At 67.9% G+C, this 23475-nt stretch carries 22 protein-coding genes and 1 pseudogene; 3 read left to right on the top strand and 20 right to left on the bottom strand.

All coding sequences use genetic code 11. From position 1 onward, the window contains the following. Positions 1 to 111 precede the first annotated feature (111 nt). The 4 genes and pseudogenes from AC5RVD_RS13075 to prfB form a co-directional block, all read right to left on the bottom strand. Positions 112 to 810, bottom strand: a pseudogene (locus AC5RVD_RS13075) (ABC transporter ATP-binding protein); the annotation flags it as partial. Between the two features lie 173 nt (positions 811 to 983). Then, positions 984 to 1748 carry an ABC transporter ATP-binding protein gene (locus AC5RVD_RS13070; protein WP_493989186.1) on the bottom strand — a complete coding sequence of 255 codons (765 nt, stop codon included), beginning with the start codon at positions 1746 to 1748 and terminating at the stop codon, positions 984 to 986. Between the two features lie 110 nt (positions 1749 to 1858). After that, positions 1859 to 3064, bottom strand: a complete 1206-nt coding sequence (locus AC5RVD_RS13065; protein WP_494127198.1) for a substrate-binding domain-containing protein — start codon at positions 3062 to 3064, stop codon at positions 1859 to 1861. A 353-nt stretch (positions 3065 to 3417) separates the two neighbouring features. Next, entirely contained in the window at positions 3418 to 4536 is a 1119-nt protein-coding gene (gene prfB / locus AC5RVD_RS13060; RefSeq protein WP_494113407.1) for a peptide chain release factor 2, read from the bottom strand. A gap of 180 nt (positions 4537 to 4716) precedes the next feature. On the opposite strand from prfB, the gene AC5RVD_RS13055 reads away from it, so the two are divergent. Continuing rightward, positions 4717 to 6171 (top strand): S8 family peptidase, encoded by a 1455-nt coding sequence (locus AC5RVD_RS13055; protein WP_494127146.1) that lies wholly within the window; start codon positions 4717 to 4719, stop codon positions 6169 to 6171. A gap of 169 nt (positions 6172 to 6340) precedes the next feature. Here AC5RVD_RS13055 and AC5RVD_RS13050 read toward each other — a convergent pair whose 3' ends face one another. The 8 genes from AC5RVD_RS13050 to AC5RVD_RS13015 all read right to left on the bottom strand — a co-directional run bounded on the left by AC5RVD_RS13050 (position 6341) and on the right by AC5RVD_RS13015 (position 12109). Beyond that, positions 6341 to 7108 (bottom strand): hypothetical protein, encoded by a 768-nt coding sequence (locus AC5RVD_RS13050; RefSeq protein WP_494127145.1) that lies wholly within the window; start codon positions 7106 to 7108, stop codon positions 6341 to 6343. Positions 7109 to 7357: 249 nt separating this feature from the next. Then, positions 7358 to 7771 carry a pilus assembly protein TadG-related protein gene (locus AC5RVD_RS13045; protein WP_494127144.1) on the bottom strand — a complete coding sequence of 138 codons (414 nt, stop codon included), beginning with the start codon at positions 7769 to 7771 and terminating at the stop codon, positions 7358 to 7360. An 86-nt stretch (positions 7772 to 7857) separates the two neighbouring features. Further along, a complete protein-coding gene (locus tag AC5RVD_RS13040) occupies positions 7858 to 8307 on the bottom strand; it encodes a hypothetical protein (protein ID WP_494127143.1) in 450 nt (149 codons plus the stop codon). A 49-nt stretch (positions 8308 to 8356) separates the two neighbouring features. Continuing rightward, positions 8357 to 8701 carry a TadE family protein gene (locus AC5RVD_RS13035; protein ID WP_494127142.1) on the bottom strand — a complete coding sequence of 115 codons (345 nt, stop codon included), beginning with the start codon at positions 8699 to 8701 and terminating at the stop codon, positions 8357 to 8359. A 106-nt stretch (positions 8702 to 8807) separates the two neighbouring features. Further along, the gene (locus tag AC5RVD_RS13030; protein ID WP_494127197.1) at positions 8808 to 9020 is read right to left on the bottom strand and encodes a hypothetical protein; all 213 of its coding nucleotides are present in this window, start codon (positions 9018 to 9020) and stop codon (positions 8808 to 8810) included. A gap of 70 nt (positions 9021 to 9090) precedes the next feature. Beyond that, positions 9091 to 10032 carry a type II secretion system F family protein gene (locus tag AC5RVD_RS13025; protein ID WP_494127141.1) on the bottom strand — a complete coding sequence of 314 codons (942 nt, stop codon included), beginning with the start codon at positions 10030 to 10032 and terminating at the stop codon, positions 9091 to 9093. Continuing rightward, complete coding sequence (locus AC5RVD_RS13020) at positions 10029 to 10886, bottom strand: type II secretion system F family protein (protein ID WP_494127140.1); 858 nt, start codon at positions 10884 to 10886, stop codon at positions 10029 to 10031. The genes AC5RVD_RS13025 and AC5RVD_RS13020 overlap by 4 nt, the downstream gene beginning before the upstream one ends. Continuing rightward, positions 10883 to 12109: a TadA family conjugal transfer-associated ATPase gene (locus AC5RVD_RS13015; RefSeq protein WP_494127139.1), complete on the bottom strand. Its 1227-nt coding sequence runs from the start codon at positions 12107 to 12109 to the stop codon at positions 10883 to 10885. Before AC5RVD_RS13015 ends, AC5RVD_RS13020 begins: the two co-directional genes overlap by 4 nt. A 210-nt stretch (positions 12110 to 12319) precedes the next feature. On the opposite strand from AC5RVD_RS13015, the gene AC5RVD_RS13010 reads away from it, so the two are divergent. Beyond that, the gene (locus AC5RVD_RS13010; protein WP_494127138.1) at positions 12320 to 14137 is read left to right on the top strand and encodes an ABC transporter ATP-binding protein; all 1818 of its coding nucleotides are present in this window, start codon (positions 12320 to 12322) and stop codon (positions 14135 to 14137) included. A 52-nt stretch (positions 14138 to 14189) separates the two neighbouring features. On the opposite strand, the gene AC5RVD_RS13005 is transcribed toward AC5RVD_RS13010, so the two are convergent. Genes AC5RVD_RS13005 through AC5RVD_RS12980 form a run of 6 tightly spaced genes read right to left on the bottom strand, consistent with a single transcriptional unit; the run spans position 14190 to position 19782 of the window. Beyond that, entirely contained in the window at positions 14190 to 15173 is a 984-nt protein-coding gene (locus AC5RVD_RS13005; protein WP_494127137.1) for a glycosyltransferase, read from the bottom strand. A gap of 3 nt (positions 15174 to 15176) precedes the next feature. After that, a complete protein-coding gene (locus AC5RVD_RS13000) occupies positions 15177 to 16313 on the bottom strand; it encodes a glycosyltransferase (RefSeq protein ID WP_494127136.1) in 1137 nt (378 codons plus the stop codon). Further along, positions 16306 to 17550 carry a glycosyltransferase gene (locus tag AC5RVD_RS12995; protein WP_494127135.1) on the bottom strand — a complete coding sequence of 415 codons (1245 nt, stop codon included), beginning with the start codon at positions 17548 to 17550 and terminating at the stop codon, positions 16306 to 16308. Before AC5RVD_RS12995 ends, AC5RVD_RS13000 begins: the two co-directional genes overlap by 8 nt. Then, on the bottom strand, positions 17547 to 17924 hold the full coding sequence (locus tag AC5RVD_RS12990; protein ID WP_494127134.1) for a DUF2304 domain-containing protein: 378 nt from the start codon (positions 17922 to 17924) through the stop codon (positions 17547 to 17549). The genes AC5RVD_RS12995 and AC5RVD_RS12990 overlap by 4 nt, the downstream gene beginning before the upstream one ends. 4 nt (positions 17925 to 17928) lie before the next feature. Continuing rightward, a complete protein-coding gene (locus tag AC5RVD_RS12985; RefSeq protein ID WP_493989168.1) occupies positions 17929 to 18594 on the bottom strand; it encodes a glycosyltransferase family 2 protein in 666 nt (221 codons plus the stop codon). 27 nt (positions 18595 to 18621) lie between these two features. Further along, entirely contained in the window at positions 18622 to 19782 is a 1161-nt protein-coding gene (locus tag AC5RVD_RS12980) for a glycosyltransferase (protein WP_494113388.1), read from the bottom strand. Between the two features lie 244 nt (positions 19783 to 20026). On the opposite strand from AC5RVD_RS12980, the gene AC5RVD_RS12975 reads away from it, so the two are divergent. Next, positions 20027 to 21166, top strand: coding sequence for a glycosyltransferase (locus tag AC5RVD_RS12975; RefSeq protein WP_494113387.1), 1140 nt, complete (start codon positions 20027 to 20029; stop codon positions 21164 to 21166). 58 nt (positions 21167 to 21224) lie between these two features. Here the strand turns inward: AC5RVD_RS12975 and AC5RVD_RS12970 are convergent, their stop codons facing one another. Together AC5RVD_RS12970 and AC5RVD_RS12965 are read right to left on the bottom strand one after the other, a co-directional pair. Beyond that, positions 21225 to 22403 carry a glycosyltransferase gene (locus AC5RVD_RS12970; RefSeq protein ID WP_494113386.1) on the bottom strand — a complete coding sequence of 393 codons (1179 nt, stop codon included), beginning with the start codon at positions 22401 to 22403 and terminating at the stop codon, positions 21225 to 21227. Continuing rightward, complete coding sequence (locus tag AC5RVD_RS12965; protein WP_494127133.1) at positions 22403 to 23473, bottom strand: Gfo/Idh/MocA family protein; 1071 nt, start codon at positions 23471 to 23473, stop codon at positions 22403 to 22405. Before AC5RVD_RS12965 ends, AC5RVD_RS12970 begins: the two co-directional genes overlap by 1 nt. Between the last annotated feature and the right edge of the window lie 2 nt (positions 23474 to 23475).

Raw genomic sequence — 23475 nt, 5'->3', positions numbered from 1 at the left:
GGTGCCGGTCTCGGCGGCGGATGCGGCGGCGGGGGCCGCGTCCCGGCCGTGCCGGGCGCCGCCTACGGCTTCGCTGGCGTGTCCGCCGGCGGCGGGGGCGGCCTCGTCGCCGTGGCCGCCTTCGGCGTGGACGCCCAGCAGCCGCTGGGTCAGGTCTTCGTTGTCCAGAAATTCCAGCGCGCTGTCGGTTGTGTGGACCACCCTCCCGCCGGACAGCACCACCGCGCCGGCGGCCAGCTGGCGGACCACCTGCAGGTTCTGCTCCACCAGCAGGATCGGCACGGTTGCGGCGGCCCGTTCCAGCGTCTCGGAGACTTCCTGCACGATCTTGGGCGCGAGGCCCTTGGTCGGCTCGTCGATCAGCAGCAGCTTGTTCTCATTCAGCAGCGCACGCGCCAGCGAGACCATCTGCTGCTGCCCGCCGGAGAGCGTCCCGGCCATCTGCGAGGCGCGCTTGAGCAGGTCGGGAAAGAGTTCCTCCACCAGCTGCCGGCGCGGCGAGGCGTCCCGTTCGGCCAGCCGCAGGTTCTCCGCCACGGTCAGCTTGGAGAAGACCTCCCGGTCCTCCGGAACGTAGCCCACCCCGCGGCGAATGATCTTGAAGGTCGCTTCCTTGTCGATCCGCGCACCATCCAGCATCACGCTGCCGCTGCGGGAGATCAGGCCGATGATGGCCTTGATGGTGCTGGTCTTGCCTACGCCGTTGCGGCCCAGCAGGGCTGTGATGCCGGTGGCCGGCACGGAGAAGCTGACGTTCTCCACCACCTGCTGGCCGGCGATGTGCGCGGTGAGCCCAGCGACCTCCAGCACCGGGCGGCCGCGGCCGCCCGGCCGTGCTGCGGCCGGCGACGTGGCCGTGGCAGTGGCAGTGGCCGCGGCTTTGTGCGGCTGATGATGGGTTGGCGCAATGGAGGTGGCGTCTGCGCGGTCTGATTCAGGGGCCGCGTCCTGCGCCCCGGCCACGCCGCGTTCCGGTAGCTGGCTCATACGGGTTCTCCCAGGTAGGCGCTCTGGACGGTGGGATTGGCCATCACCGCGTCCGGGGTGTCGATGGCCAGCAGCTTGCCGTGGTGCATGACCGCCACGCGGTCGACCAGCCCGAGGACCACGTCCATGTGGTGCTCGACCATCATCACGGTGCAGCCCCGGTCGCGGTGCATCCGGCGGATGATCGCGCTCAGCCCCGGCACGTCGCCGGAGGCCACCCCGGCCATCGGCTCGTCGAGCAGGATGACCGAGGGGTTGCCGGCCAGGAGCATGGCGATCTCCACCTTGCGCTTGTCGCCGTGGGCGAGGTCTCCGGCGGCGGTGTGCAGCTTGTCCTCCAGCCCGACCTCGGCCACGTTCTGCTTTGCGGCGGCGGTCGCGGAATCCGTCCGCGAGGGGAACCGGAACACCGTGACGCTTCCGCCGAGGGCTGCCTGGGCCGCGAGCCGGACGTTTTCCAGCACGCTGAGCCGCGGAAACAGGCTGGACGTCTGGAATGTCCGGCCCAGGCCGGCGCGGGCGCGGCTGTGGATCGAGGCCGACGTGACGTCCTTGCCGTCGAGCGTGATGGAACCGGCCGTCGGCTTCAGGACTCCGGAGATGAGGTTGAACAAGGTGGTCTTGCCGGCACCGTTCGGTCCGATCACGCCGACCATTTCTCCGGTCGCGACGGAGAATCCGACATCCTCGAGGATGCGGGCGCCACCGATCTGCAGGCCGAGGCCATGCACCGTGAGCGCGGGCTGATCTGGGGAGGTCATCATGTCACTTTCTGTCCGGTCGAGGATCCTGTCCGCGGTTCGGGGCGCCGCCGGGTAGGTCGGCGGCGCCCCGGTACTGCAGCAGTGCGGGCCTGCTGGGGTTGCTGCGGTTACTTGGCTTCCGGCGGAGCCACCGCGTCGGCCGGAATCGCCTTGATCAGCTCAGGCACCCACTCGCCGTCCTTCTCCACCAGCTTGGCCTGGTACATCTCCTGCAGCAGCGCGTGGTCGGAGGCACGGATGGTCGTCTCGCCCTTGGGCCCTTCGAAGCTGTAGCCCTCCAGCGCCGCCACCATGGCGTCGACGTCGTTGCCGCCCTCCTTGACCGCCTGCACGATCATCTGGCCGGCGACGAAGCCGTCCGGGGTGAAGAGGTCGGCCTTCTTGCCTTCGGCTTCAACGCTTTCGATCATGGCCTTCTCCACGTCGTTGCCGGCTGCTCCCGGGAAGTAGTGGTTCAGGAAGCTGATCTTGTCCGAGGCCTTGCCGTAGGCGCCGAAGGTCGCGGCGTCGCCCAGGCCGGTCACGATCGGGGCGGCGTCGAACGCGCCTTGCTGGCTCAGTGCCTGCCACATGGATCCCGACGTGGCGCCTGCCCAGGCCACGAAGACCAGATCCGGCTTCGCATCAATCAGCTGGCGCGCGAACGGCGTGAACTCGGTGGCGTCTTCGGGTACCAGCACGTCATCGACTTCGGCGCCCTGCTCGCCGAGGACGGCTTCGACGGCGGCGAGGTTGCCCTGGCCGAACGCGTTGTCCTGGCCGAACACCACGACCTTCTTGCCCTTGAGGTCGTCTACGAACGTGCCTGCCGTTGCGACGTCCTGCAGGCTCTGGCGGCCGGAGCGGAAGGTGTAGTCGTTGATGCCCTGCAGCGCGTCCGTGGCGGCGGGACCGGAGATGTAGAGCACCTTGTTCTGCGCGGCCTGCTCCGCGAGCTTCAGCGCGATGCCGGACACCACGGTGCCGGCCAGGATCTTATAGTCCTTGCCGATCAGGTCCTTGGCGACGTTGACCGCCTTGTCGGGGTCACCGCCGTCGTCGTGGTAGGTCAGGTTGAGCTTGGTGCCGTTGACCTCGCCGGTGCCCTCGGTGGCGTAGTCGATGCCGGCCTGCAGACCCTGGTAGTAGGCCGCGCCGTAGGCGGCCAGCGGGCCGGATTCGGAATAAACGATGCCCACGTTGATGCTCTCGGGGGCATTGCCTTCCTCGCCGGCCGCGCCCGCGGTGTCGCCGCCGGCGGTCGGCGCGCACGCGCTCACCGCAAGTCCGGTGACCAGCGCGGCGGCCATCAGGAACTTCTTCGTTGCCTTCACTCCGATGCCTTTCGTTGAAAAATCTGTCAAGGAGTAACTCTGGAACTGTCTGAACCTGATGGTCAGGTCCCCCAACCTGAAAGGTGATTCAGATTACGGCAAATCTATGGTGTGGCTCACAGGGGTGTCAACAGTCGCGCCGGGTCGGAAGGTCACGATTCGGTTGCAGGCGCCGAAATTCCGGGGGCGGGCAGCAAAACCGGCCAGCTTGGGGCACGGCGAAGCGACCACAGGAGGAGACGCAGAACAGCCCGGATGCCCTTCGCCGGCCGGGGCAGCGCTGAACGCTCCCCCAAACGACGAAGCCCGGCCGCTCCTGATGGAACGGCCGGGCCTCGTGCGACGATTCGCGGTTAGTTTTCCGCGTTGCGGTTGTTGGCGCGCCAGCGGATGCCGGCGTCGACGAAGTCGTCGATTTCGCCGTCGAATACTGCGCTGGTATTGCCAACCTCGTGTTCGGTGCGAAGATCCTTGACCATCTGATACGGATTCAGCACGTAGGAGCGCATCTGATCGCCCCATGACGCCTTGACGTCGCCGGCGAGCGCCTTCTTCTCGGCGTCTTGCTGCTCCTTCTTCAGCAGCAGCAGCCGGGACTGCAGCACGCGCAGCGCGGCGGCGCGGTTCTGGATCTGCGACTTCTCGTTCTGCATCGAGACAACGATCCCGGTGGGGATGTGGGTCAGCCGGACGGCGGAGTCGGTGGTGTTCACCGACTGCCCGCCCGGACCGGAGGAGCGGAACACGTCCACCTTGATCTCGTTGTCCGGGATGTCGATCGAGTCTGTCTGCTCAATCAGCGGGATGACCTCGACGGCGGCGAACGAGGTCTGGCGCCGGCCCTGGTTGTCGAAGGGGCTGATCCGCACCAAACGGTGCGTGCCGGCCTCCACGGAGAGGGTGCCGAAGGCATAGGGTGCCTTGACCTCGAACGTGGCCGACTTCAGCCCGGCCTCTTCTGCATAAGAAGTGTCGAGCACCTGGGTCGGGTAGCCATGGCGTTCGGCCCAGCGCAGGTACATCCGCATCAGCATCTCGGCGAAGTCGGCGGCATCAACGCCCCCGGCGCCGGAGCGGATGGTCACCACGGCCTCGCGCTCGTCGTACTCACCGGAGAGCAGCGTGACGACTTCGAGTTCGGAGAGCGCCTTCTTGAGCGAGGTCAGTTCGCTGGCCGCCTCGGCCATGGAGTCCTCGTCGCCGGCGTCTTCCTGGCCCAGTTCGACCAGCACTTCCAGATCGTCGATCCGCGCCGCCAGTTTCTCCAGCCGTTCCAGTTCGCTCTGGCGGTGCGAAAGCCTGGAGGTGATTTTTTGCGCCGCGGCCGGGTCGTCCCACAGATCCGGCACGCCCGCCTGCTCGCTCAGCTCGGCAATATCTTTGCGGATCGCCTCCGCGTCGGAGACGGCTTCAATGGATTCATACGTGGCGCGCAGAGCGCGGATTTCAGCGGGAAAGTCGATCTCAGCCATGGTTCTCCCAGCCTACGCCATGGCGGGGAAACCTCTGTCCCGCGAAAAACGGCGCCGGGCTGCCCCTAGCTCAAGCGCAGGCCCTTGCAATAACCTTTGGAGAGGGCGGGGTGCAGGTTGCGCAGGTACCGCGTACGGGGTTGGGGCCTGATCTAAGTCCACTTATTGGGGGAGGCTGCAATGCCCAGTCAAAGTCACGGATCTGTTCAGAGCCTGCGGAAGAGGCAGAAGCTCGAACGTCACGACGGGCCGCCGTCAACCACGTCGCGAAAAATCCTGGGGGCTTTCTGCGCGCTCGTGCTGGCCGCAGCGACCGTGGTCGCCGCTTCCGGACCCTCCACCGCCTCCACCGCAGGGGCCGTCGCTGCGGGGGCCGCCGCCGAGGGAGAAGAACACGGCTACACGGTCGTCCTTAAGGACAGCATCGGGAATGTCGATTCCACCGCTACGGCCCACGGGGAGAAGTACGGGTTTACGCGGTCCAACACCTACGAACACGCGCTGAAGGGATACTCCGGCACCATGACGGTCTCGGAGGCGAAGCAGCTCGCTGCCGACCCGGCCGTTGAATTCGTTACGCCCGAGCGGCAATTCGCGTTGCCGGAAAACGTGACTGGCGACAATAGCGGAACCACGGGCGCGGAATTCCTCCATCCCGGGTGGCTGCGGGTCGGCGGCACGCCGGAGGAGGCTGCCGAGGACGGCAGGCAGATCACGGTCAACTCCGCCGTCATCGACACCGGCATCGACAGCACTCATCCGGACCTGAACGTCCGCGGCGGGGTGGACTGCTCGTCAGGCACCCCGGTCGAGGTAGCTCCCGTTGACCTGTTCGGGCACGGGACCATGGTCGCCGGGATCCTTGGCGCGAAGAACAACAACGCAGGGATCATCGGCACCGCGAGCGGCGCCCCGCTGTGGTCCGTCCGGGTTATCGCAGACGACGGCACCATCACAGAAGCTGCCATTCTCTGCGGCGCCGACTGGGTGGTCTCCACTCACACGGACGGGGACCCGGACAACGACATCAGGGTCGCCAACATCAGCCTCGGCGGCCCCGGCCAAGAGCAGGGAACCTGCGGCAACGGTGTCGATCCCCTGCACAAGATGATTTGCCAGGGTGCCGAGGAGGGGGTCGTCTGGACGGTCGCCGCCGGCAATGCGACCGCGGACTTCTCGAACACTGTTCCGGCCGCGTATGACGAGGTGCTCACCGCCACGGCCATGGCGGACTACGACGGCCGCCCCGGTGGCAAGGGAACAGCGAGCTGCAGTGGAGCGACTTTTCCCAACCCCGACGACGAGTTCGCCTTCTTCTCCAACTTCGCCACCCGGCCTGCGGACCAGGAGCATACCGTCGCGGCCCCCGGAGTGTGCATGACCTCTACGGTCCCGGGAGACCGGTACGCCACCGCATCCGGCACGAGCTTCTCCAGTCCGATCGTCGCCGGCTCGGTGGCCCGATGCTTGGAGAGCGAGGTCTGCCATGGCGACGGGACGGCCGTGATAGAGCAATTCCGCGCAGTGGTCGCGGAGTACAACCACGAGAATCCCCAGTATGGGTTCATTGGTGATCCCCTGCGACCGGTCCCGGGCCGGTACTACGGTTACCTGAGTACCGTGATGCCCTTCTAGAGAAAAGCAGCCAGATTTTTCAGTTGCCTGGGGCCTGCAACTTCTGGTTTAAAGCCTGCGCGCGCGCCAAAAGCTGCCGCCGCGAGGCAGACCCGCTACATGCCTAGGAGCCTTAAATAGGCACCCCGCCCCCGTACAGGCGGGGGCGGGGTGGTCAGCCGCACCTGAACTACTGCAGGCTGATCTTTTCAACAGTGAACATCGGGACCGTGGTGCTGCCACCGATCTGCGTGTCGTAGGTGTGTGCGCCAAGTGAAGTGGCCGTTATGCGCACCAGGTCGTCATTCACGAAGTCCTCCAATTGAGGGCAGTCCTCCATGCCAGAGGTTACTGCTTCCTTGCCGATCAACATGGCGTTGTGGTCGTAGTCATACCAAGCGCCCATTGGCGTGTGTGCGATGTTGGCACGGAAGGTGCACGGGCCCGTGGCACCGTCGAACTGTGTGATAGCGGCGTAGAACGCGATCACATCGCCCTTGTACTTGTCAGGGTTTTTCACCAACAACTGCATTTCCCGCTCACTAAGTTCAGGCGCGTTGTTGATCTTTGCCTTCCGTTCGGCCGCAGCCTTTTTGGCTTCAGCCTTCTCCTTCTTCAGGCGCTTCTCCTCAGCCTTGCGCTCAGCCTCTTCCTCAGCGGCGCGTTGCTTCTCTTCAGCCTCGCGCTCAGCTTCCATTTCCTTGAGCGCCTTCTCCTTTGCCCTCTCGGCGTCAGCCTCATCCTGTGCCCGCTTGGAGGCATCTTCTGTGGGCTCTACAGAAGCGGTGGCTGAGGCCGGAGTAGTGTCCCCGTTGAGTGCGTTGCTGATGCCGCCGAACAGGGACAGCACGGCGATAACGCCGACGATCCACGGCCACTTCTTTTTCTTCGGCTTCGAGCTCTGCTGCGGCGCCTGCCACGGATTTTGGGCAGGCCGCATTGGATTGTTTTCAGACATGGATCCCCAACTTTCAGACTAGTTCAACTCACGTGCGAGTGAATGCTTTAATTATATGGCGATGGTCGGACATAAACGGCGGCGTCCCTCTACTTCGCCGACCTTGCAGTCGAAGCGTCGGCCACGGACCTAGTGACAAGGCGCTGACACAGCTGGTGCCGTCTCGGTGGAGTACAGCCCTAGCGGAAGGTTGAGATCCATCCCGACAGCAGTCGCAGTACCGGGCCGGGCGCACTTTCAGCGTTTCGGTCAGCGTCTAAGTTCCGAGCGCGCATCGCTGGAGACGATCACAGGAATACCCGCCGGGACCAGGAAATTGACCACCGGCGGACTGATGACCGCGCTCAGGACCACGTGCGCCGTACGCTGCTCCGGTGAGCCGGTGTCGCCGCCTACGGTTAGCTGTTCAAACCTCCCGTAGGCACCCGTGTCGGATAAATACCGCGAGACGGATCCCCTCACGGATTCGTCATTCAGCGTTGGCACGGGCGTCCCCGAGCCCGTTTCGACGTCGGCCAAGACGAAAGTGTCTGCGGCAGCCAGTGCGGCCCCATCCGCAACAGACAGCAGCTTCTTCCGTTCGACGTAGACGGCGGAGGCACCCATCACCACGGTCAGGATCAACAGGCTCAACAACACAAAGCCGATGAGCAGAACCAGCACTTGGCCTTCATCGTCGGTCCCGTCGCTTCGGCTTCCTGCGCCGGCGGTGCAATGGGCACTCCCGGCGACTAAAGGCCTTTCGGGCATCATCGGTACCGTTCCACTATTTGGGTCGCCGAGGAGTTCACGGTCGCCATGGTGAGGCCCGTGGCGTCCAGCAACGGCAACGGGATCGAAATTTCGACTTCCGTGGTGACCCAGGACCCCGCTTCCAAGCACGCTCCATTGCCGCAGCTAATCCTGATATCCATACGCTCCGGGTCAAAACCGAAGTCCTCGGCGGCCAACAGCGCCGCCTGCTGCGCGGCCTGACCAGCAGCTGCGGCTTCGTCGGACCCCGCATACACTTTCGCCGCTTGATCAGCGGCACTCACGACGGCGAACGACGCGGCCTGCACCTGTGAGACTGAGATGACGAAATAGACCACCGGAACCAGGAGCAGCGTGCCAAGGAAGACGAATTCAACGACGGCGCTCCCCCGTTCCGGATCCTCTGCCTGCAGGCAGTCCTTCAGCCGCTGCCACAAGCCCGTCACCGTACTCCTCCGGCAAGTTTCGGAATGGGTCCGGCGGCCCTTGGGCCCGTCAGCGCGGAAGAGCCGCATGACCGTGGACTTCCAGCGCACCCCGGGGACCGATCAGTCCGAGCGCAGGCAGCGGAGCCCGGACCGTAACCCGTAACGTGGGAACGCCGGACCGGGCGATCTCTTCAACCTGGACATCTTGACCGTAATCGTCGGTCAGCGAAGCAGAGATCAAGTCAACGGTCCTCTCGTGCGCGTCGGCGGCGTCTCGGTCGGCCAAAGTTCCGTAGCGTGCACCCGACCCCGCGGCGTCGATGAGCGTGTTGCGCACATGCAGGACCAGGCTCAACTGCATGATCGACACGAATATCAGGGTGAGGACACCGCCCACCAACACGAAGTCCACGCTCGCAGACCCTCGGTCGGAACGGTCCCGGCCCCGAACGAAACCGCTGCCGACGCGGGAAGCGGTGGACGGCCGCACCCGGCGGGCCCCGTCACTCGATCCCATGTCAGGGCTGGGTCACGCGGCCAATGGCGTCGTTGAACAGTCCTTCCAGAGCCGGTTTGGCCAGGGCCAGGATGCCTGCCACGAGCACGGCCGACATCAGGGTGATCATCACCCACCCCGGTACATCTCCGCGTTCGCCATCATCGGGCCGAGCCGCACGTCGCAGTCGGTCCAGCCCGCCGCTCCACAGCAGCGAAATCGTGGCGGTGAACATGAGTGAGAGTTTCATCATGTCGTAGTTCCTCCCCTTTTAGACCCCCATTGAGAATTTCCCTCGGTGGACTTCACCAGCCGAGGTTGATCAGCGCAATGCCCGGATACACGGCAAACAGCACGGTCAGGGGCAAGACCCCGAATACCAGCGGCACCATCATGCCGATTTCCTTCTTTCCGGCCGATTCCATCAGATTCCGCTTCGCCATGTCACGCACGTCCTGGGCCTGCGCCCGCAGGACGTCCGCCAGCGGAGTTCCGCGCTCCACGGCAACGGTGATCCCGTCGACGAAGCGCACCAGCGCCGGCAAGCGGGTCCGGTGTGAAAACTCCTGCAGTGCCGTCAACATCGGCGTACCGGATCGCGTTTGCGCGAGCACCACCGCAAATTCGCCGGCGAGTTCGCCTTGGGCGCTGCGGCAGATCCTCTCTAATGCCCCCGTGGCGCTCTCTCCAGCGCTGACTGCAAGTGCCATCAACTCCGCCAAGCTGGGAAATTCCGCCAGCATCTTTTCCTCACGGCGTTGGATTTGGACGCTCAGAAGGTAATCCCGCAGCATGAACCCGCCCACTGCCAGGCCCAGGGTGAGAATTACCGCAAGTACCGGATCCAGCGAATCTCCTGCCGCCGAGGTGATCGTCCACGCAATACCGATGACGAAACCCGCCGCCGCCCACAGCAATTGTTCGGCGCGGAAATCGACGGTGCCCTGCCGGCGTCCCGCCTGCAGCAACCGCTTCGACAATAAAGTGGAACCGAAATTGAACTTCCCGAGCCAGGTGACCGAGTCACGGAGCACAGGGCGGAAAATCCGTTCCAAGGGGCCAAACGGCGTGACGTTTCCCGATCCGCCGTCCAGCAGCCGCGACTTCATCTCGATCGACTTCAGTTGCGGGGCGATCCGGTCCGCGAAACGGCTGCGGCGGAAGAACGGCAACCGGACGACCGTCAGCCAGAGGCCCACTCCCAACGTGAGGCCCAAGAAGGCTGCCGTTGCAGCTGTGTGGTTCACCGGAGCACCCGCTCCTCTTCGGGGAGCGATCCGATGCGCAGCATCAGTCGGTAGCACACGATCGACACCACCAGCCCGCCCAGCAGGACGGCCGCCCCGACGGTCGTGTTGTAGGCAGCCACAGCTTCCGGCCGGGTTGCGAGCAGCATCAAGATGATCCACGGGGCGGCAACGGCGAGCCGGGCAGCGTTGACAGTCCATGATTGGCGGGCCTCAAGTTCACTGCGGGTCCGCGCGCTATCGCGGAGAAAATCCGCCAGGGTCCCGAGCAACCTGCCCAAATCGGTACCGCCGACCTCGCGCGTCATGCGCAGCGCCTCCACGATCCGGTCGGCCACCGGATCGGACAGCCTTGCCTTCAGCCGTTCCAGTGCGTCGTCGAAATTCCCGCCCGCGCGGTAGTCGGAGGCGAATTGGCTGAAGGCCGGCCGCAGCTCCACCGGACCTCGCGTTCCCAGCTGCACCAGCGCCTCGGGCAGGGAGAGTCCCGCCCGGATGGCCGACCGGAGGTGGTCGACGGCGTCCGGCCAGATTTCGCGCAGGACGGCGGCGCGTCGGCGAGCCCTCCAACTCACCAGGGCGAACGGGAGCCATCCCCCAAACAGGCCGAAACAGGCTGCGATGGGACCGGATGCTGCGAGTGCAAACACAACCAGGAAAGTTGAAGCTGCCATTGCCACGCAGCTGGCCAGAAGCGCACTCGACGATACTTTCTCGATGCCTGCCTGGCTGATCATTTGCTGGAGCCGGCCCGGCCGCTTTCGCCGTACCTGCTGGGTGGGCGGTTTTTCCCAGCAGGACCACCAAATCAAAAAGAGCCCCACGCCGCCAAGGAGTCCCGCCGCCGTCGTCATGGCACCGGTTCCAGCAACTGCATGACTTCATATCCTGCGCGGGCGAACTTCTCCCCAGCGGGGCTGGCAGAAGGACTCACCTCAAGTTGGCCGCCCTGACGGCTGAACAGGGTGGACGTTTCAATAATCCCGTTCTCCACACGCCGGCCCAGCGAAACGATTTCCGCGACCTCTCTCCTGCCGTCTGGCCGGCGGACGCAATGGACCACCAGATCAATGCACGATGCCACCGTCGGAACCACGAAGGCGGACGAGATGTTCTGCCCGGCCAGCAGCGGCAGGGTGCAAATCTTGGTGATGGCATCGTGGGCGCTGTTTGCGTGGACCGTGCACATCCCGGGCAGCCCGCTGTTAAGGGCCACGAGCATGTCAAGGCTTTCGGCTTCCCGGACCTCACCGACGATCAGCCGGTCGGGCCTCATGCGCAGTGCCTCCTTGACCAGCCGCCGCAGCGGTATGGCGCCCTCCCCTTCAAGATTCGGTTGTCGGCACTGGAGCCCTACGACGTCGCGCAGGGGCAGTTGCAGTTCGAAGATCTCCTCAACCGTGACCACGCGCTCCCGGCTGCCGATGGCGGCTGCCAGGCAGTTGAGCATGGTGGTCTTGCCCGCCTGCGTTGCTCCTGACACGAGGATGTTCAGTCCGCTGCTGACCGCCGCTCCCAGGAACCGGGATGCTTCCGGCGTCAGCGAGCCCAGTTCGACCAGATGCTCCAACCGCGAAGCACGGGCGATGAACTTCCTGATGTTGACCGCCCAGTGCTGGCGGGTGATGTCCGGAATGACGACATGCAGCCTCGATCCGTCCGGGAGTGCCGCATCCACGAAGGGCGACGACAAGTCCAGCCGACGTCCCGACGACTTCAACATCCGCTCCACCAGATCCGCAACCTGTTGCTGCGTGAGCGAGACGGAGGTCAGCTCGGATTCACCGCCGCGGGCTACATAGACCTCCGACGGGGAGTTGATCCAGATCTCTTCGATGGAGCGGTCGTCCAGTAGCGGTTGCAAGGGGCCGAATCCTGCCACGGCGTCGAAAATGTACCTGCGCGCATGGTCCAGTTGGCCGAGCGGCGGAAGAGAGCCCAGCAAGGACCGCTCGTCATAGTCGGTCACCGCGGCTTCGACCAGCCGTCGGACCTCCGGACCTTGGCGGACAGGGTCCAAGCCTCGTTGGCGGATCAGCTCACGGACCTCCCCCTCGACGATCCGGATGCCCTCCATCCCTTCTCCCCCCTCAGAGTTCGGGCGCAACCCCCCGCCGCGCGAAACTGAGACCGGCGGGCGGGCGTTTCCCACCGACCCTAGCGACCGGTCTTCAGACCGGCCAGCCCTTCCACACGGATTGTGGAAAAGCTGTCACATTTTCTATCCGCCACTGGCCAGTAGCCGTCGCGGGTGATAAGGGCGCTATGGAATAGGCTGAGGGGCAGTATGAAAAGCATCCTCGACGTTCTTGTGCCGCTGCTGCGTACCCTGCCCGATGGCAGCCGGCGTTTCTTGACCGGCTATGGCGCAGCGTCGGCGGCGCTGGCCCTGCTGGACGTCGTCGCCCTGGGGTTGATCGCCGCGCTCCTGCCGGCCCTCGTGGGCAGCTCCGACGCCAAGCTGCCCATCGTGGGCAATGTTGCCGAAAACGGGCTGGCCCTGCCGCTGCTGGCGTTCATCTGCCTGCTGATCGTGCTGAAGGGGGTGCTGGCCGTCCTGCTGCTGCGCTTCGCCACGAAGCGCTTCGCCCGGCACGAAGTGGCGATCGGCGACCGTCTCTTCGCCGCCTACCTCGCCTCGCCGTGGGAGAAGCGGCTGGGCCGCAATTCGGCCGAAATCGTCCGCTCCGTGGACGTGGGCGTGGGGATCACCGTCTCGGGTGTCCTGATGCCGGCGATGAGCCTGTTCGGCGAGCTGGGCACCCTGGTGGCGGTCGTCGTCGTGCTGTTCGTGGCCCAGCCGCTGATCGCGGTGGTGACCATGATCTATCTGGGCTTGGTGGCGCTGCTGCTGGCCAAGGTGATTTCCCCGCGCGCGGTGGCCATCGGCCGGGAAAACCGGGAATGGTCCAACCGCACCGCCAAGACCCTGTACGAGGCGCTGGGCGCCCTCAAGGAAATCACCCTGGCCGGCCGCGGGCCCGAGGTGCAGGAACAGGTGCACGGCACCCGGACCAAGTCCTCGATAGCGCGCGCCGGCGCCATCCAGATTTCGCAGATCCCGCGCTACGTGCTGGAGACCGCCCTGGTTTTGGGGTTCGCGCTGCTGGGCGGCGTGGGCTACCTGACCGGCGGACCGGCCGGGGCGGTCAGCGCCGTCGGCCTGTTCGCCGTCGCCGGCTTCCGCCTGATCCCTTCGCTGACGCGCATGCAGGCCGTGCAGTCTTCCGTGAATACCAGCGCGTCCTTCGCCCGGCAGATCGTCGAGGACATCCACGCGGGCGAGGCCGAAATGTCGCGGCGGCGCGACGAGCGCCCGCAGCACGAGCTGCCGGACAACGCCGCCGACATCGAGCTGAAGAACGTCGCCTTCAGCTATCCGGATACCGCGGCGCCGGCCCTGCACGACGTGAATATTCGGATTCCGGCCGGCAGCCACGTGGCCTTCGTCGGTGCGTCCGGCGCCGGCAAGTCGACGATGGTGGACCTGCTCCTGGGCCTGCTCGAGCCGAGCCGCGGGCGCATCCTGGTGGGCGGCGAACCGATGGAGTTCGTGCTGGATTCCTGGCGGCGGCGCATCGGCTACGTGCCGCAGGAGGTCTCGCTCTTCGACGCCTCGATCGCGCAAAACGTGGCCCTCGCGTGGGACCAGGCCCGCGTGGACCGCGAGCGCGTGACCGTTGCGCTGCGGCGCGCGCAGCTGCTGGACACGGTGCTGGGGCGCGACGGCGGCTTGGACGCCCTGGTCGGCGAGCGCGGCATGGCGCTCTCGGGCGGACAGCGGCAGCGGCTCGGCATCGCCCGCGCCCTGTATGACAACCCCCGGGTGCTCGTGATGGACGAGGCCACCTCGGCGCTCGACACCGCCACCGAGGCGGCGGTGACGACGGCGATCCGGCAGCTGCACGGCGACGTTACCGTCATTACCGTGGCGCACCGCCTGGCGACGATCCGGGACGCCGACATCGTGTTCTTCATGCGCGGAGGAACGGTGGCCGCCGCCGGAACCTTCGACGAGGTGGTGGCTACCGTGCCGGACTTCGCCGAACAGGCTGCCCTCGCCGGCCTCGGCAAGACCGGGAAGCCGGTGGAAGAGCACCGCTGATCCCGTATCCGCCGCAGGCCGCTCCAGGCCCGCGGGCAGGAGCCGGCCGGGCTTATCCGGCTGCCGCCCCGGCGTAGATCCCCGCCAGCCGGTGCACCAGGCGTGCCGGGTCGTGGTGTTCCCCGAGCCAGGCACGGCCGCCCAGGGCTGCGGAGGTGCGGGACGGGTTCTCCAGCGCCGCCGCGGCCGCAGCCGCGAGCGCGTCGGCCGACTCCCCCTGCAGCACGGGAGGCGACCGGTAGTACCCCTCCCCCAGCTGCATCACCACGGGAACCCCGATGCCGATGGCCTGCAGTTCGCTCATGGACAGGATGCCGGCCGCCTGGCCGATCACCACATGTGCAGAGGCGAGCCAGCGCAGGTACGCGGGCTTGGGCATCTTTTGCACCATCACGACGCCGAGCTCCGCGGCACGGGCTGCACCGCCGCCCCAATCCAGCCCCTGCAGCTCCACCTCCGTGCCGGCGGCAACCTGCAGTGCACGCACCAGCTCCAGCTGCCGCTGGCCGCCCTTGGAGTCATCCCAGCGGGAGGCGAAAACAATCCGCGGCCTGGCGGCGGGCCGCCACTCGGGCAGTTCCTCCAGGTCCATCGGGTTCGGCAAGTACACGGCGTCGGCGCGGGCCGTTTCCGCGTGTTCGCGCAGGTCAGGGGTGGAGTACAGCACCTTCACGGCGTGGTCGGCGCCCCACTGCAGCGCGGACCGGCGGACGGGATCGTAGTATTGGGTGCGGATATCCGTGCCGTGGAAATGCAGCACGAAGGGCTTGACCGGTCGGGACCGAACGACGCCGATCCGCGACCCGGAGTGCACATGCAGCAGGTCCGAGCGCAGGATGGCGGCCGCCCGCCGTACCTGCCACGCGGCGCCGGCGGCGAGCTTCGCGGCCCGGCGGACGGCCGACGACGGCGCGCCTTCCGGTGGGATGACATTAAAGTGCCGCCACGGGCGCCCCGCCCGCTGGCCGTATTTGACCAGTGCGGCGCCGACGTCGGCGGCGTCGTAGATGTGCAGGACGCGTGGTTCTGCTGCCACCGCTCAGGCCTCCTGCCGGGCGAACAGACTGTCCACGGCCTGCTCCCAGCCCTTGATCTGGTGCTCGGAGGACAGCTCGCGGGCGGCGGCGTGCGCGTTGGCCTTCCACTCGTCCACCAGCTCGGGCGTCAGGGTCTTGAGCACCTCCACCAGGGCCGCGGGGGTGAAGTCGGCGGTGACGGCGCCCAGGCCGTGTCGGCGCAGCAGCGTCTCCATGGCCGGCGACGGCCCGATGATCAGCCCGGTGCGGGCCTGCACGGCCTCGAAGAACTTGTTGGGCAGGGCGTGGGCCAGGTTGAAGTTGGTGGGCGGAATGATGGAGACGGCGACGTCGTATTCGGCGACGGTGTCCACCAACCGGTCGTACGGGACGGGCTCGCGGAACCGCACGCGCGGCAGTTCCTCGCCGAGCGCCTTGAGCTCGGCCACGTAGGCCGGCTCGTTGGGCATCACGATCAGGTCCAGCTCCAGGTGCTCGGGCGCGCCGCGCATGGCCTCCATGATGTCTTCGATCTTGCGGTAGCGCTGCCCCGCGGAGCTGTAGATCATCCGGATCTTCGCGCCGGTGGGCCGCGGCTGCCGGTCCGCGTAGGGGGCGGCGTTGGTGACCACGGAGGCGGCGACGCCGAAGTCCTTGGTGTACTGCTCGGCGATGCCCTCCGCCACCGTGGTCACCGAGCGCACGGCCGGCAGGTAGGTGCGGCAGAGCCAGCGGACGTAGGGGGCGACCAGCGCCCGCCAGGCCGGTTTGTTGAAGTGCTCCTTCGGCGCGAATTCGTGCAGGTCGGCGTGGACGCCGCGGTCCGGGCCAAGGCTGAGCGCCAGCGGGACGGTGTTGGTGTCGTTGGCCAGCACCGCGTCGAACCGCTGGCCGCGCAGCAGCTTCCGGGCCTGCGCGACCGCGGCGATGTTCCAATACACGTCCACGTAGCGGCGCAGGGCGAGCCGCCGGGGATCGCGCGGCCAACTGGCCAGCGCGGTGTCCAGCTCGAAGTGCCCGGCGACGCCGTCCGGCGCGGGGCCGTAGCCGCAGGTGAACACCCGGTACTTGTCCTTGAACAGGGTGATTTGCTTGAGCACCCGCGGGTCGCTGCGCAGCGGCGAGAGCGAGAGGACCAGCAGGGATCGGGCATCAGTCACGGGGCTGCCTTACGTCGGGGCTGGCGGATTCCGGGGCGGCGGAGGAGCCGTTGGCCCCGGAGGAGTTTTTGGCCGCGGCGGGGCGGCCCGCCGCGGCGACCGGGCGGGCCTTCAGCCGGGCATCGCGCAGCCGGCAGGCAGCGCTGAACGCGAGCGAGTTCAGGTTGGTCCGCAGCGGGGCTTCGCGCCGGGCGTTGTCCTGCCAGCGCCGGGTGAAGGTGCGCCGCAGCGCGCCGGCCGCCTCCCGTCGTCGTACTTCCGCCGCAAGGTCCGCGGCGGAGACCGCGTCCCGCAGGGCCAGCAGCAGGCGTTCGTCCGGGGCGCCCAGTAGGCGCGGCGCCCCGGGGGCGGCGCTTGTCAGGGAGCGGACGACGGCGGACATCGCCTGCCGGTCCTCGGCTTCCCAGGCGAAGCCCGCGCCGCGGCGCAGCGCCGCGCTGATGACGTGGCCCCGCAGCAGCTTCACCGCGATGGCCTCGCGCTGGTCACCCGGCAGCGCCTGGAACCAGGCCCCTGACACCAGCGACTCGACGTCCTGGAACTGGGTGCGCAGCGGCAGCACGGCGGCGGTGACGCGTTCGTCCGCGTCCTGTCCCACCAGGTACGCCGGGGCGTGGGCCGGGTAGGCGATCTTTTCGCCCGAGAACCACAGGCGCAGGCCGAATTCCAGATCCTCCCCGGTGCGCAGCCCAGCGGTCAGCCGCAGGCCCAGCCGGCCGACCGCCTCGCGCCGGATCAGCCCCAGCGGTGCCGTCCGGTAGGCCAGGCGGTCGCGAAGCGGATCGACCAGCGGGCCCCTGAACACCCGGGCGCGCGGCGTCAGGATGCGTGCGCCGCCACGGTAGCGGAGAGGTGCGACGACGACGCCCGCGCCCGTGGCGTGCGCTGCGTCCAGCCAAGCGGACACCGATCCGGGCTCCAGCGTGTCGTCGGATCCCATGATGCCGACAAACTCTGCCCGGGCCCGGCCCAGCCCGTGGTTGAACGGCCCGGCCGGCGACGGTATCCCGTCGGCCAGTTCCAGCAGCCGGACGGTCTCCGGCAGGCCCGCCAACTGTTCGCGCACGGGCACGGGATCCATGTTGTGGCATACCACCGTGGCGCCGACGCGTCCCGGCGCGGCGGCCAGGACCGATTCCACGGCGCGCCGGACCGGGCGGTCAGCGGTATGCACGGCGATCACGATTTCGGCCTCCGGACCGCCGTCGGGGCGGCGAAGATTCTCCGGCACGCTCACGCCCCGCTTCCCGGCGGTGCCTTCGGTCCGGCGATGTCATCCGGCTTGGGTACCTCGTCCAGGGCGATGCGGCGGGCGAGCTTGGTGATCCGCTCCTCGAGTTGCCGGGTGCGCTGGAAGGAGCTGGCCATGTAGATCAGGAAGCACACGATCAGCCCGTACAGCACCAGGTCGGTGCCGCGGCCGATGCCCAGCGCATTCGCCACGGCGGTCAGGATGCCCGGGAAGAACACGGACAGCGCGGCCATGACGGCGAAGAGCATCAGCAGGATGCGGCGCACGGCCTGGTGCCGCGCGTTCTGGCCCCCGCGCATCAGCGCCAGCGCGCCTAGGGCGACGGCCAGGACCAGGACGATTTGGACGACTATGAGCATGGGTTCACCGGAAGAAGAGGTCAGCGAGGATGTTGATGCCGTTGAGCAGGGACTGCCCCTTGGACTTGGAATATTCCGTGTAGACGATGTGTACCGGTTGCTCCACCACGCGGGCATCGAGGGCGGCGAACTGGTGGATCAGTTCGGAAGCGTGTGCCATCCGGTTCTGGGTCAGATGGATTCTCCGGGCCACGTCGGCGGAGATCGCACGCAGCCCGTTGTGGGCATCGGTCAGGCGGTAGCCGGTGGAAATCCGGGACTGGATGGCCGCCGTGCGCAGCACCAGGCGCTTGAGCGCCGAGACCTCGCCCCGCCCGTCGAGGAAGCGGGAACCGAGCACCACGTCCGCTTCGCCGGCCCTGATCCGCGCCAGCATCGCCGCCGCGTCCTGGACCCGGTGCTGGCCGTCCGCATCGAAGGTGATGACCGCGTCCAGCTGCGGATCCTGCACGGCATATTCGATTCCGGTCTGCAGGGCGGCGCCCTGGCCCAGGTTCACCGGATGGGCAACGACGACGGCGCCGGCCTTGCGTGCCAGGGCGGCGGAATCGTCGGTGCTGCCATCGTCCACGCAGACCACGTGGGGAAAGGTTTCGAGCAGCTCCTGGATGACTGAACCGACGACGGTGGCCTCGTTGTACATCGGCACGACGACCCAGCAGCGACTCACCCGCCTAGTATTCCACACAGGGAATGGTCACGGCTGTTCCGGGGGCGGCGGGCCCTGCTGCCCGGTGGCCGGCGGCTGGGCTGCCACGTCGCGATAGTGGCCGTCCAGCTCCCGCACGCTGCCCGCCAGGCTCCGCTGGTCCACCACGAACTTGCGCGCGTCGCGACGCATGGCAATGTACTCCGCGCTGCCCAGCTGCAGCAGTTGCTGCAACCCGTCCTGCAGCTGGTTGTACTCGGCTTCCGGTGCCAGCAGGCCGGTGACGCCGTCGTCCATCATTTCGGGGATGCCACCGCTGCGGTACGCCAGCACGGGAGTGCCGCACGCCTGGGCTTCCAGCAGCACCAGCCCGGCGGCTTCCCGGGCGCCGCCGGCTTCCTGGCTGGGGGCCACCAGGACGTGTGCCCGCTGCAGCCAGGAGCGGATCGCGCTCCGGTCCTGGCGGCCCAGAAAGTCGATGTGCGGGTGGCTGGCAGCCTGCTCGGCGACGGTGTCGCGCAAGGGGCCGTCCCCGATCACCACCAGGCGGTGCCGGGCCTTGCGCCAGACGGCCAGGGAGGCGTCCAACAGATCCCGGATGCCCTTTTGCGTGTTCAGCCGGCCGACGAAGAGCACGACCGGCACTTCATCGGCCTGGTAGCGGGCCGGCTCGAAATAGTCGGTATCGACGCCCTGGTAGTGGATTTGGATTTTCGCGGTGTCCAGTTCCAGCTCGGCGGCGCGGCCGGCCATGTAGTTGCTGACCACCAGGATGCGGGTGCTGTGCGCCGCGGCGGCCAGGACATTCCGGTGGTGCCACCGGGCCATCATCGTGTCCGCGGGATTTCCCAGCGAGACCATGTCGGAGCCGTGCATGGTGGTGATGAGCGGCGTCCCGGACACGATGGAGGCCTTGACGGCAGGCGTCGACCAGGTGGCGAAGTGCTGATGGATGATGTCCGGTTCAAACCGGCCCACGGCCACGGTCATGGCCGGCATGAAAGCCGGCATCATGAGCTCGCGGCGCCGGAAGCCCAACCGTGGGACCGGAACGAAGTCCGTGACCGGGATCGTGACGGATGAATCCTCGATCTCCGCCACCAGCGTGAAGACACGGAAGTCGTGCCTGTCCTTCAACCGCTCGGCGTGCGCCGTGGCGAAGTACGTTGGCGGAATCCGCAACGTGCTCTTGGTGATGGCGATCTTCACGGGGCTCCCGGACCTTGGTGGGCTGCAGCCGTCTCGGTGCGGCTTATCGCCATCCTAGCCCGGCGTCCTGAACGCCACCCGGGGCTCCGGGCCTCGCCCGGGGCCCCTGCCACGGGCAGGGGTCCGCTTGCCTGGCGCCGCGGTCCGGCGCGCCCGGGGCGCCGTCGCGCCGCCGCGGACCGATTCCCTAACGGTAATCTTTCAGTGTCCGGCATTCGCCCGGCGTCAGCGACAAGGAGCAGTGGTGGCCCAGCAGATCCTGTGTATCTCGTTCTCTGATATCCAGGCCGATTCCCGTGTGCTGCGGCAAGTCAAGCTGTTGGCCGAAGCCGGTGAGGTCACCACGCTCAGCTACGGCAAGCGTCCCCCCGGAGCCACCCACCACCTCGAAATCGACGCGTCGCTGCCCTCGCTGCCGCAGACGCCGCTGGGTGTGCTGCTCTTGGCGCTGCGCCTGTATTCCGCGGTGGAGCTGGATGCCCCCGCCATCAAGCAGGCCCGCGAGCTGGTGGCGGGACGCCGCTTCGATCTGGTCGTGGCGAACGAGGCGCGCGCCCTGCCCCTGGCCCACGCCGTGGCGCAGGGGGCACCGGTGTGGGGAGACATGCACGAGTGGGCGCCGGAGGAACGCTCCCACGTACTGCCCTGGCGGCTGCTGGTCGCGCCGTACATGCACAGGCTCTGCGCCAAGTACCTGCCGAGCAGCGCCGCGGTCACCGCCGTCAACGGATCGATCGCCCGGATGTATGCGGATCAGTTCGGCTGCACCGTGGAAGTGGTCCGCAACGCGGGGCCGTTCCGACATCTGGATCCGTCGGCCCCTGTGCCGGGGAAGATCCGCCTGGTCCACAGCGGCGCCGCGGTACCCGGCCGCAACCTGGAAGGCACCATCGACGCCGTCAAGCTGCTGGATGACCGTTTCACGTTGGATCTGTACCTGGTCAAAGCCCGCGACGGCGGACGCTACTGGCAGCAGCTCAAGGACCTGGCCGACGGCGACGAACGCATCACCTTCCACGACGCGGTCCCCCCGGAAGAGCTGCCCGCCACGCTCAATGCCTACGACGTCGGGGTCTTTTCCCTTCCGCCGCAGACGATGAACCACCGGTTCATGTTGCCGAACAAGTTCTTCGATTTCGTCCAGGCGCGCCTGGCCCTGGTGTTCAGCCCGTCCCCGGAGACCGCGGCGCTGATGAAGGCCTACGACCTGGGCGTGGTGACCGAGGACTTCAGTACCGAGTCGCTGGCCCGGGCGCTGGCGTCGCTGACCACCGAACAGGTGGACAAGTACAAGGCCAACGCGCACGGAGCCGCCGCGGCGCTCAGCTCGGCCGAGGACGAGGCCGTCACCAGGGGCATCCTCGCTGCCCTGCTGACGCCCTGACCGAGGCCGGCGCCAGCGGCATCCCCGCGGCGCGGCCGACGCACTGCCGGAGCCGGCGTCAGCGCTGCCGGAAGCCTTTCGCGGCGTCCGCGACGGCTTCGGCGGCGCGGGCCCCCACGCTGCGCAGCGAGTAGTTCCGCTCGACCCAGTCGGACAGCCGGCGGCGCTCGGCGTCGTCCGGGGTCTGTTCCAGCGCCGCGGCAAGGGCCTCGGCCACCTGGCCGGCGTCCCAGTCCACGCTCTGGCCCAGCCCATGGTCGGCCACCAGCTGCCGCAGCGGGCCGACGCCGGCGTAGACCACGGGCGTGCCGCAGCTCAACGAGACGAAGGCCTTGGTGGCGAAGGCAAAGTCATAGCCGCGGGCCGGCCGCACCGAGGCCAGCCCCGCGGCGGCGGAGCGCAGCGCGCGGGCGATCGTGCCGCCGTCGGCCGTTCCCATGAAGCGGATCCGCTCCCCCGCCGGTGCCGCCCGCCGGCGCAGCTCCTCCAGCTCCACGCCGCCGCCGTACATCAGCAGCCGCGCCTCGGGGTACCGGTCCGTGATTTTGAGGAAGCCGTCCACGAACACGCCGGCGCCCTGGATTTCGGACATGGTGCCGGCGTAGACGAAGGTGGGGCCGGGATGCGCAGCGCGGGGCCCGTCCAGGCTGAAGGTGCCCGTGTCGATGCCGGTGCCCACCTCGGCCACCCTGGCGCGTCCGGAGGTCAGCCCCGCCAGCGCCTGGGTCACGCCGGGCGAGATGCTCAGGACGCCGGAGGCACCGGTCACCACCCAGCGTTCCACGGCCCGCAGCACCTTGACCACCCGCGGGTGCACGCCGATCCCGGCCGCGGCATCAGAGCTGACGTCGGCGGAAAAGTACACGTAGGGACGGCGCCGCAGCGCGGCCGCCGCCCGGACCACCACGCCGGTGGTCGGCGGCGGCTCCACGAGCAGCACGTCGAAGGGTTTCTGCGCCAGCAGGCGGAAGAACAGCGGGATGTCGAAGCTGGCGTACTGGAGGTAGCCCCGCACGGCGCCGCTGGCATCCCGCAGCACGGGCCAGCGCAGGACCCGGGCGCAGGGGCGGCCGGTTTCCCCCGCCGCGGCACCAAGTCCCTTCGGGGGCCGGGTGGTGAGCACGGTGACCTGGTGCCCGGCCTCGGTCAACGCCCGGACGGTGGCGGCCAGCCGGTAGGCGGCGGCGCCGGCCTCCGGTGCATAGATCCGGGTGGCCAGCAGGATCCGCAGGCCCATCAGGCCTGCAGCCCGATGGTGCGGGATTCCTTCGCGCTGGCGATCATGGCTTCGGCGACGCGCAGCGTGTTCAGCCCTTCGCGCATGGTGACGATGGTGGCCGCCGGGCGGTCGGTGCGGGCGCCGCCGTCGTGCTGTGCAGCCGGGGAACCGGGCGGCAGTCCGCGCGTGGCGAGCACGGCGTCGCGGAAGGCCTCGTGTTCCACCTTCAGCGGTTCCCGCTTGGGAATGGCCAGGCGGGTGATGTTGCCTTCGGAGACGCCGCGGAAGTTCGCCACGGATTCCCATTCGGTGTCGATGGTGCCGTTTTCGTAGAAGGTCAGGTCGGCGGTCAGCGTGTCGGCCACGAAGGAGCCGCGTTCCCCGGTGACCACGGTGACCCGTTCCTTCATCGGCGAGAGCCAGTTGACCAGGTGGTTGGTGATCACCCCGTTGGCCAGCTGCCCGGTGGCCGCGACCATGTCCTCGTGTTCCCGGCCGGAGCGGGTGGTGGTGCGGGCGCTGACGGACCGGTAGTCGGACTGCGCCAGCCAGGCGGTGAGGTCGATGTCGTGGGTGCCCAGGTCCTTGATCACGCCGACGTCGGCGATCCGGGCCGGGAACGGGCCCTGCCGGCGGGTGGCGATCTGGAAGATCCGGCCGAGTTCGCCGGCCTCCAGCCGGGCGCGCAGCGACTGCAGCGCCGGGTTGTACCGCTCGATATGGCCGACGGCGCCGACCAGGCCGCGGGATTCGAACGCGGCGGCCAGTTTCTCGCCGCCGGCGACGGTGTCGGCGAGCGGTTTCTCCACCATGGTGTGCACGCCGGCCTCGGCCAGGGCCAGGCCGACCTCCTCGTGCAGGCCGGTGGGCACCGCGCACATGGCGATGTCGATCCCGGCCGCGATCAGCTCCTCGACGCCGCCGAAGACGGGCAGGCCGGGCGCCGCGCCGTGCGGGTCGCCGTACGCGTCGGCCACGGCCACCAGTTCCACGCCGTCGGTCTCGCGGAGCACCCGGGCGTGGTGGCGGCCCATCATGCCCAGGCCGATCAGCCCGGCGCGCAGCACGGTCTTGCCGGTCCCTGCCATGC

Source organism: Arthrobacter sp. THG-b23 (assembly GCF_059091265.1).
This window is presented reverse-complemented; position numbering and strand designations above follow the sequence as displayed.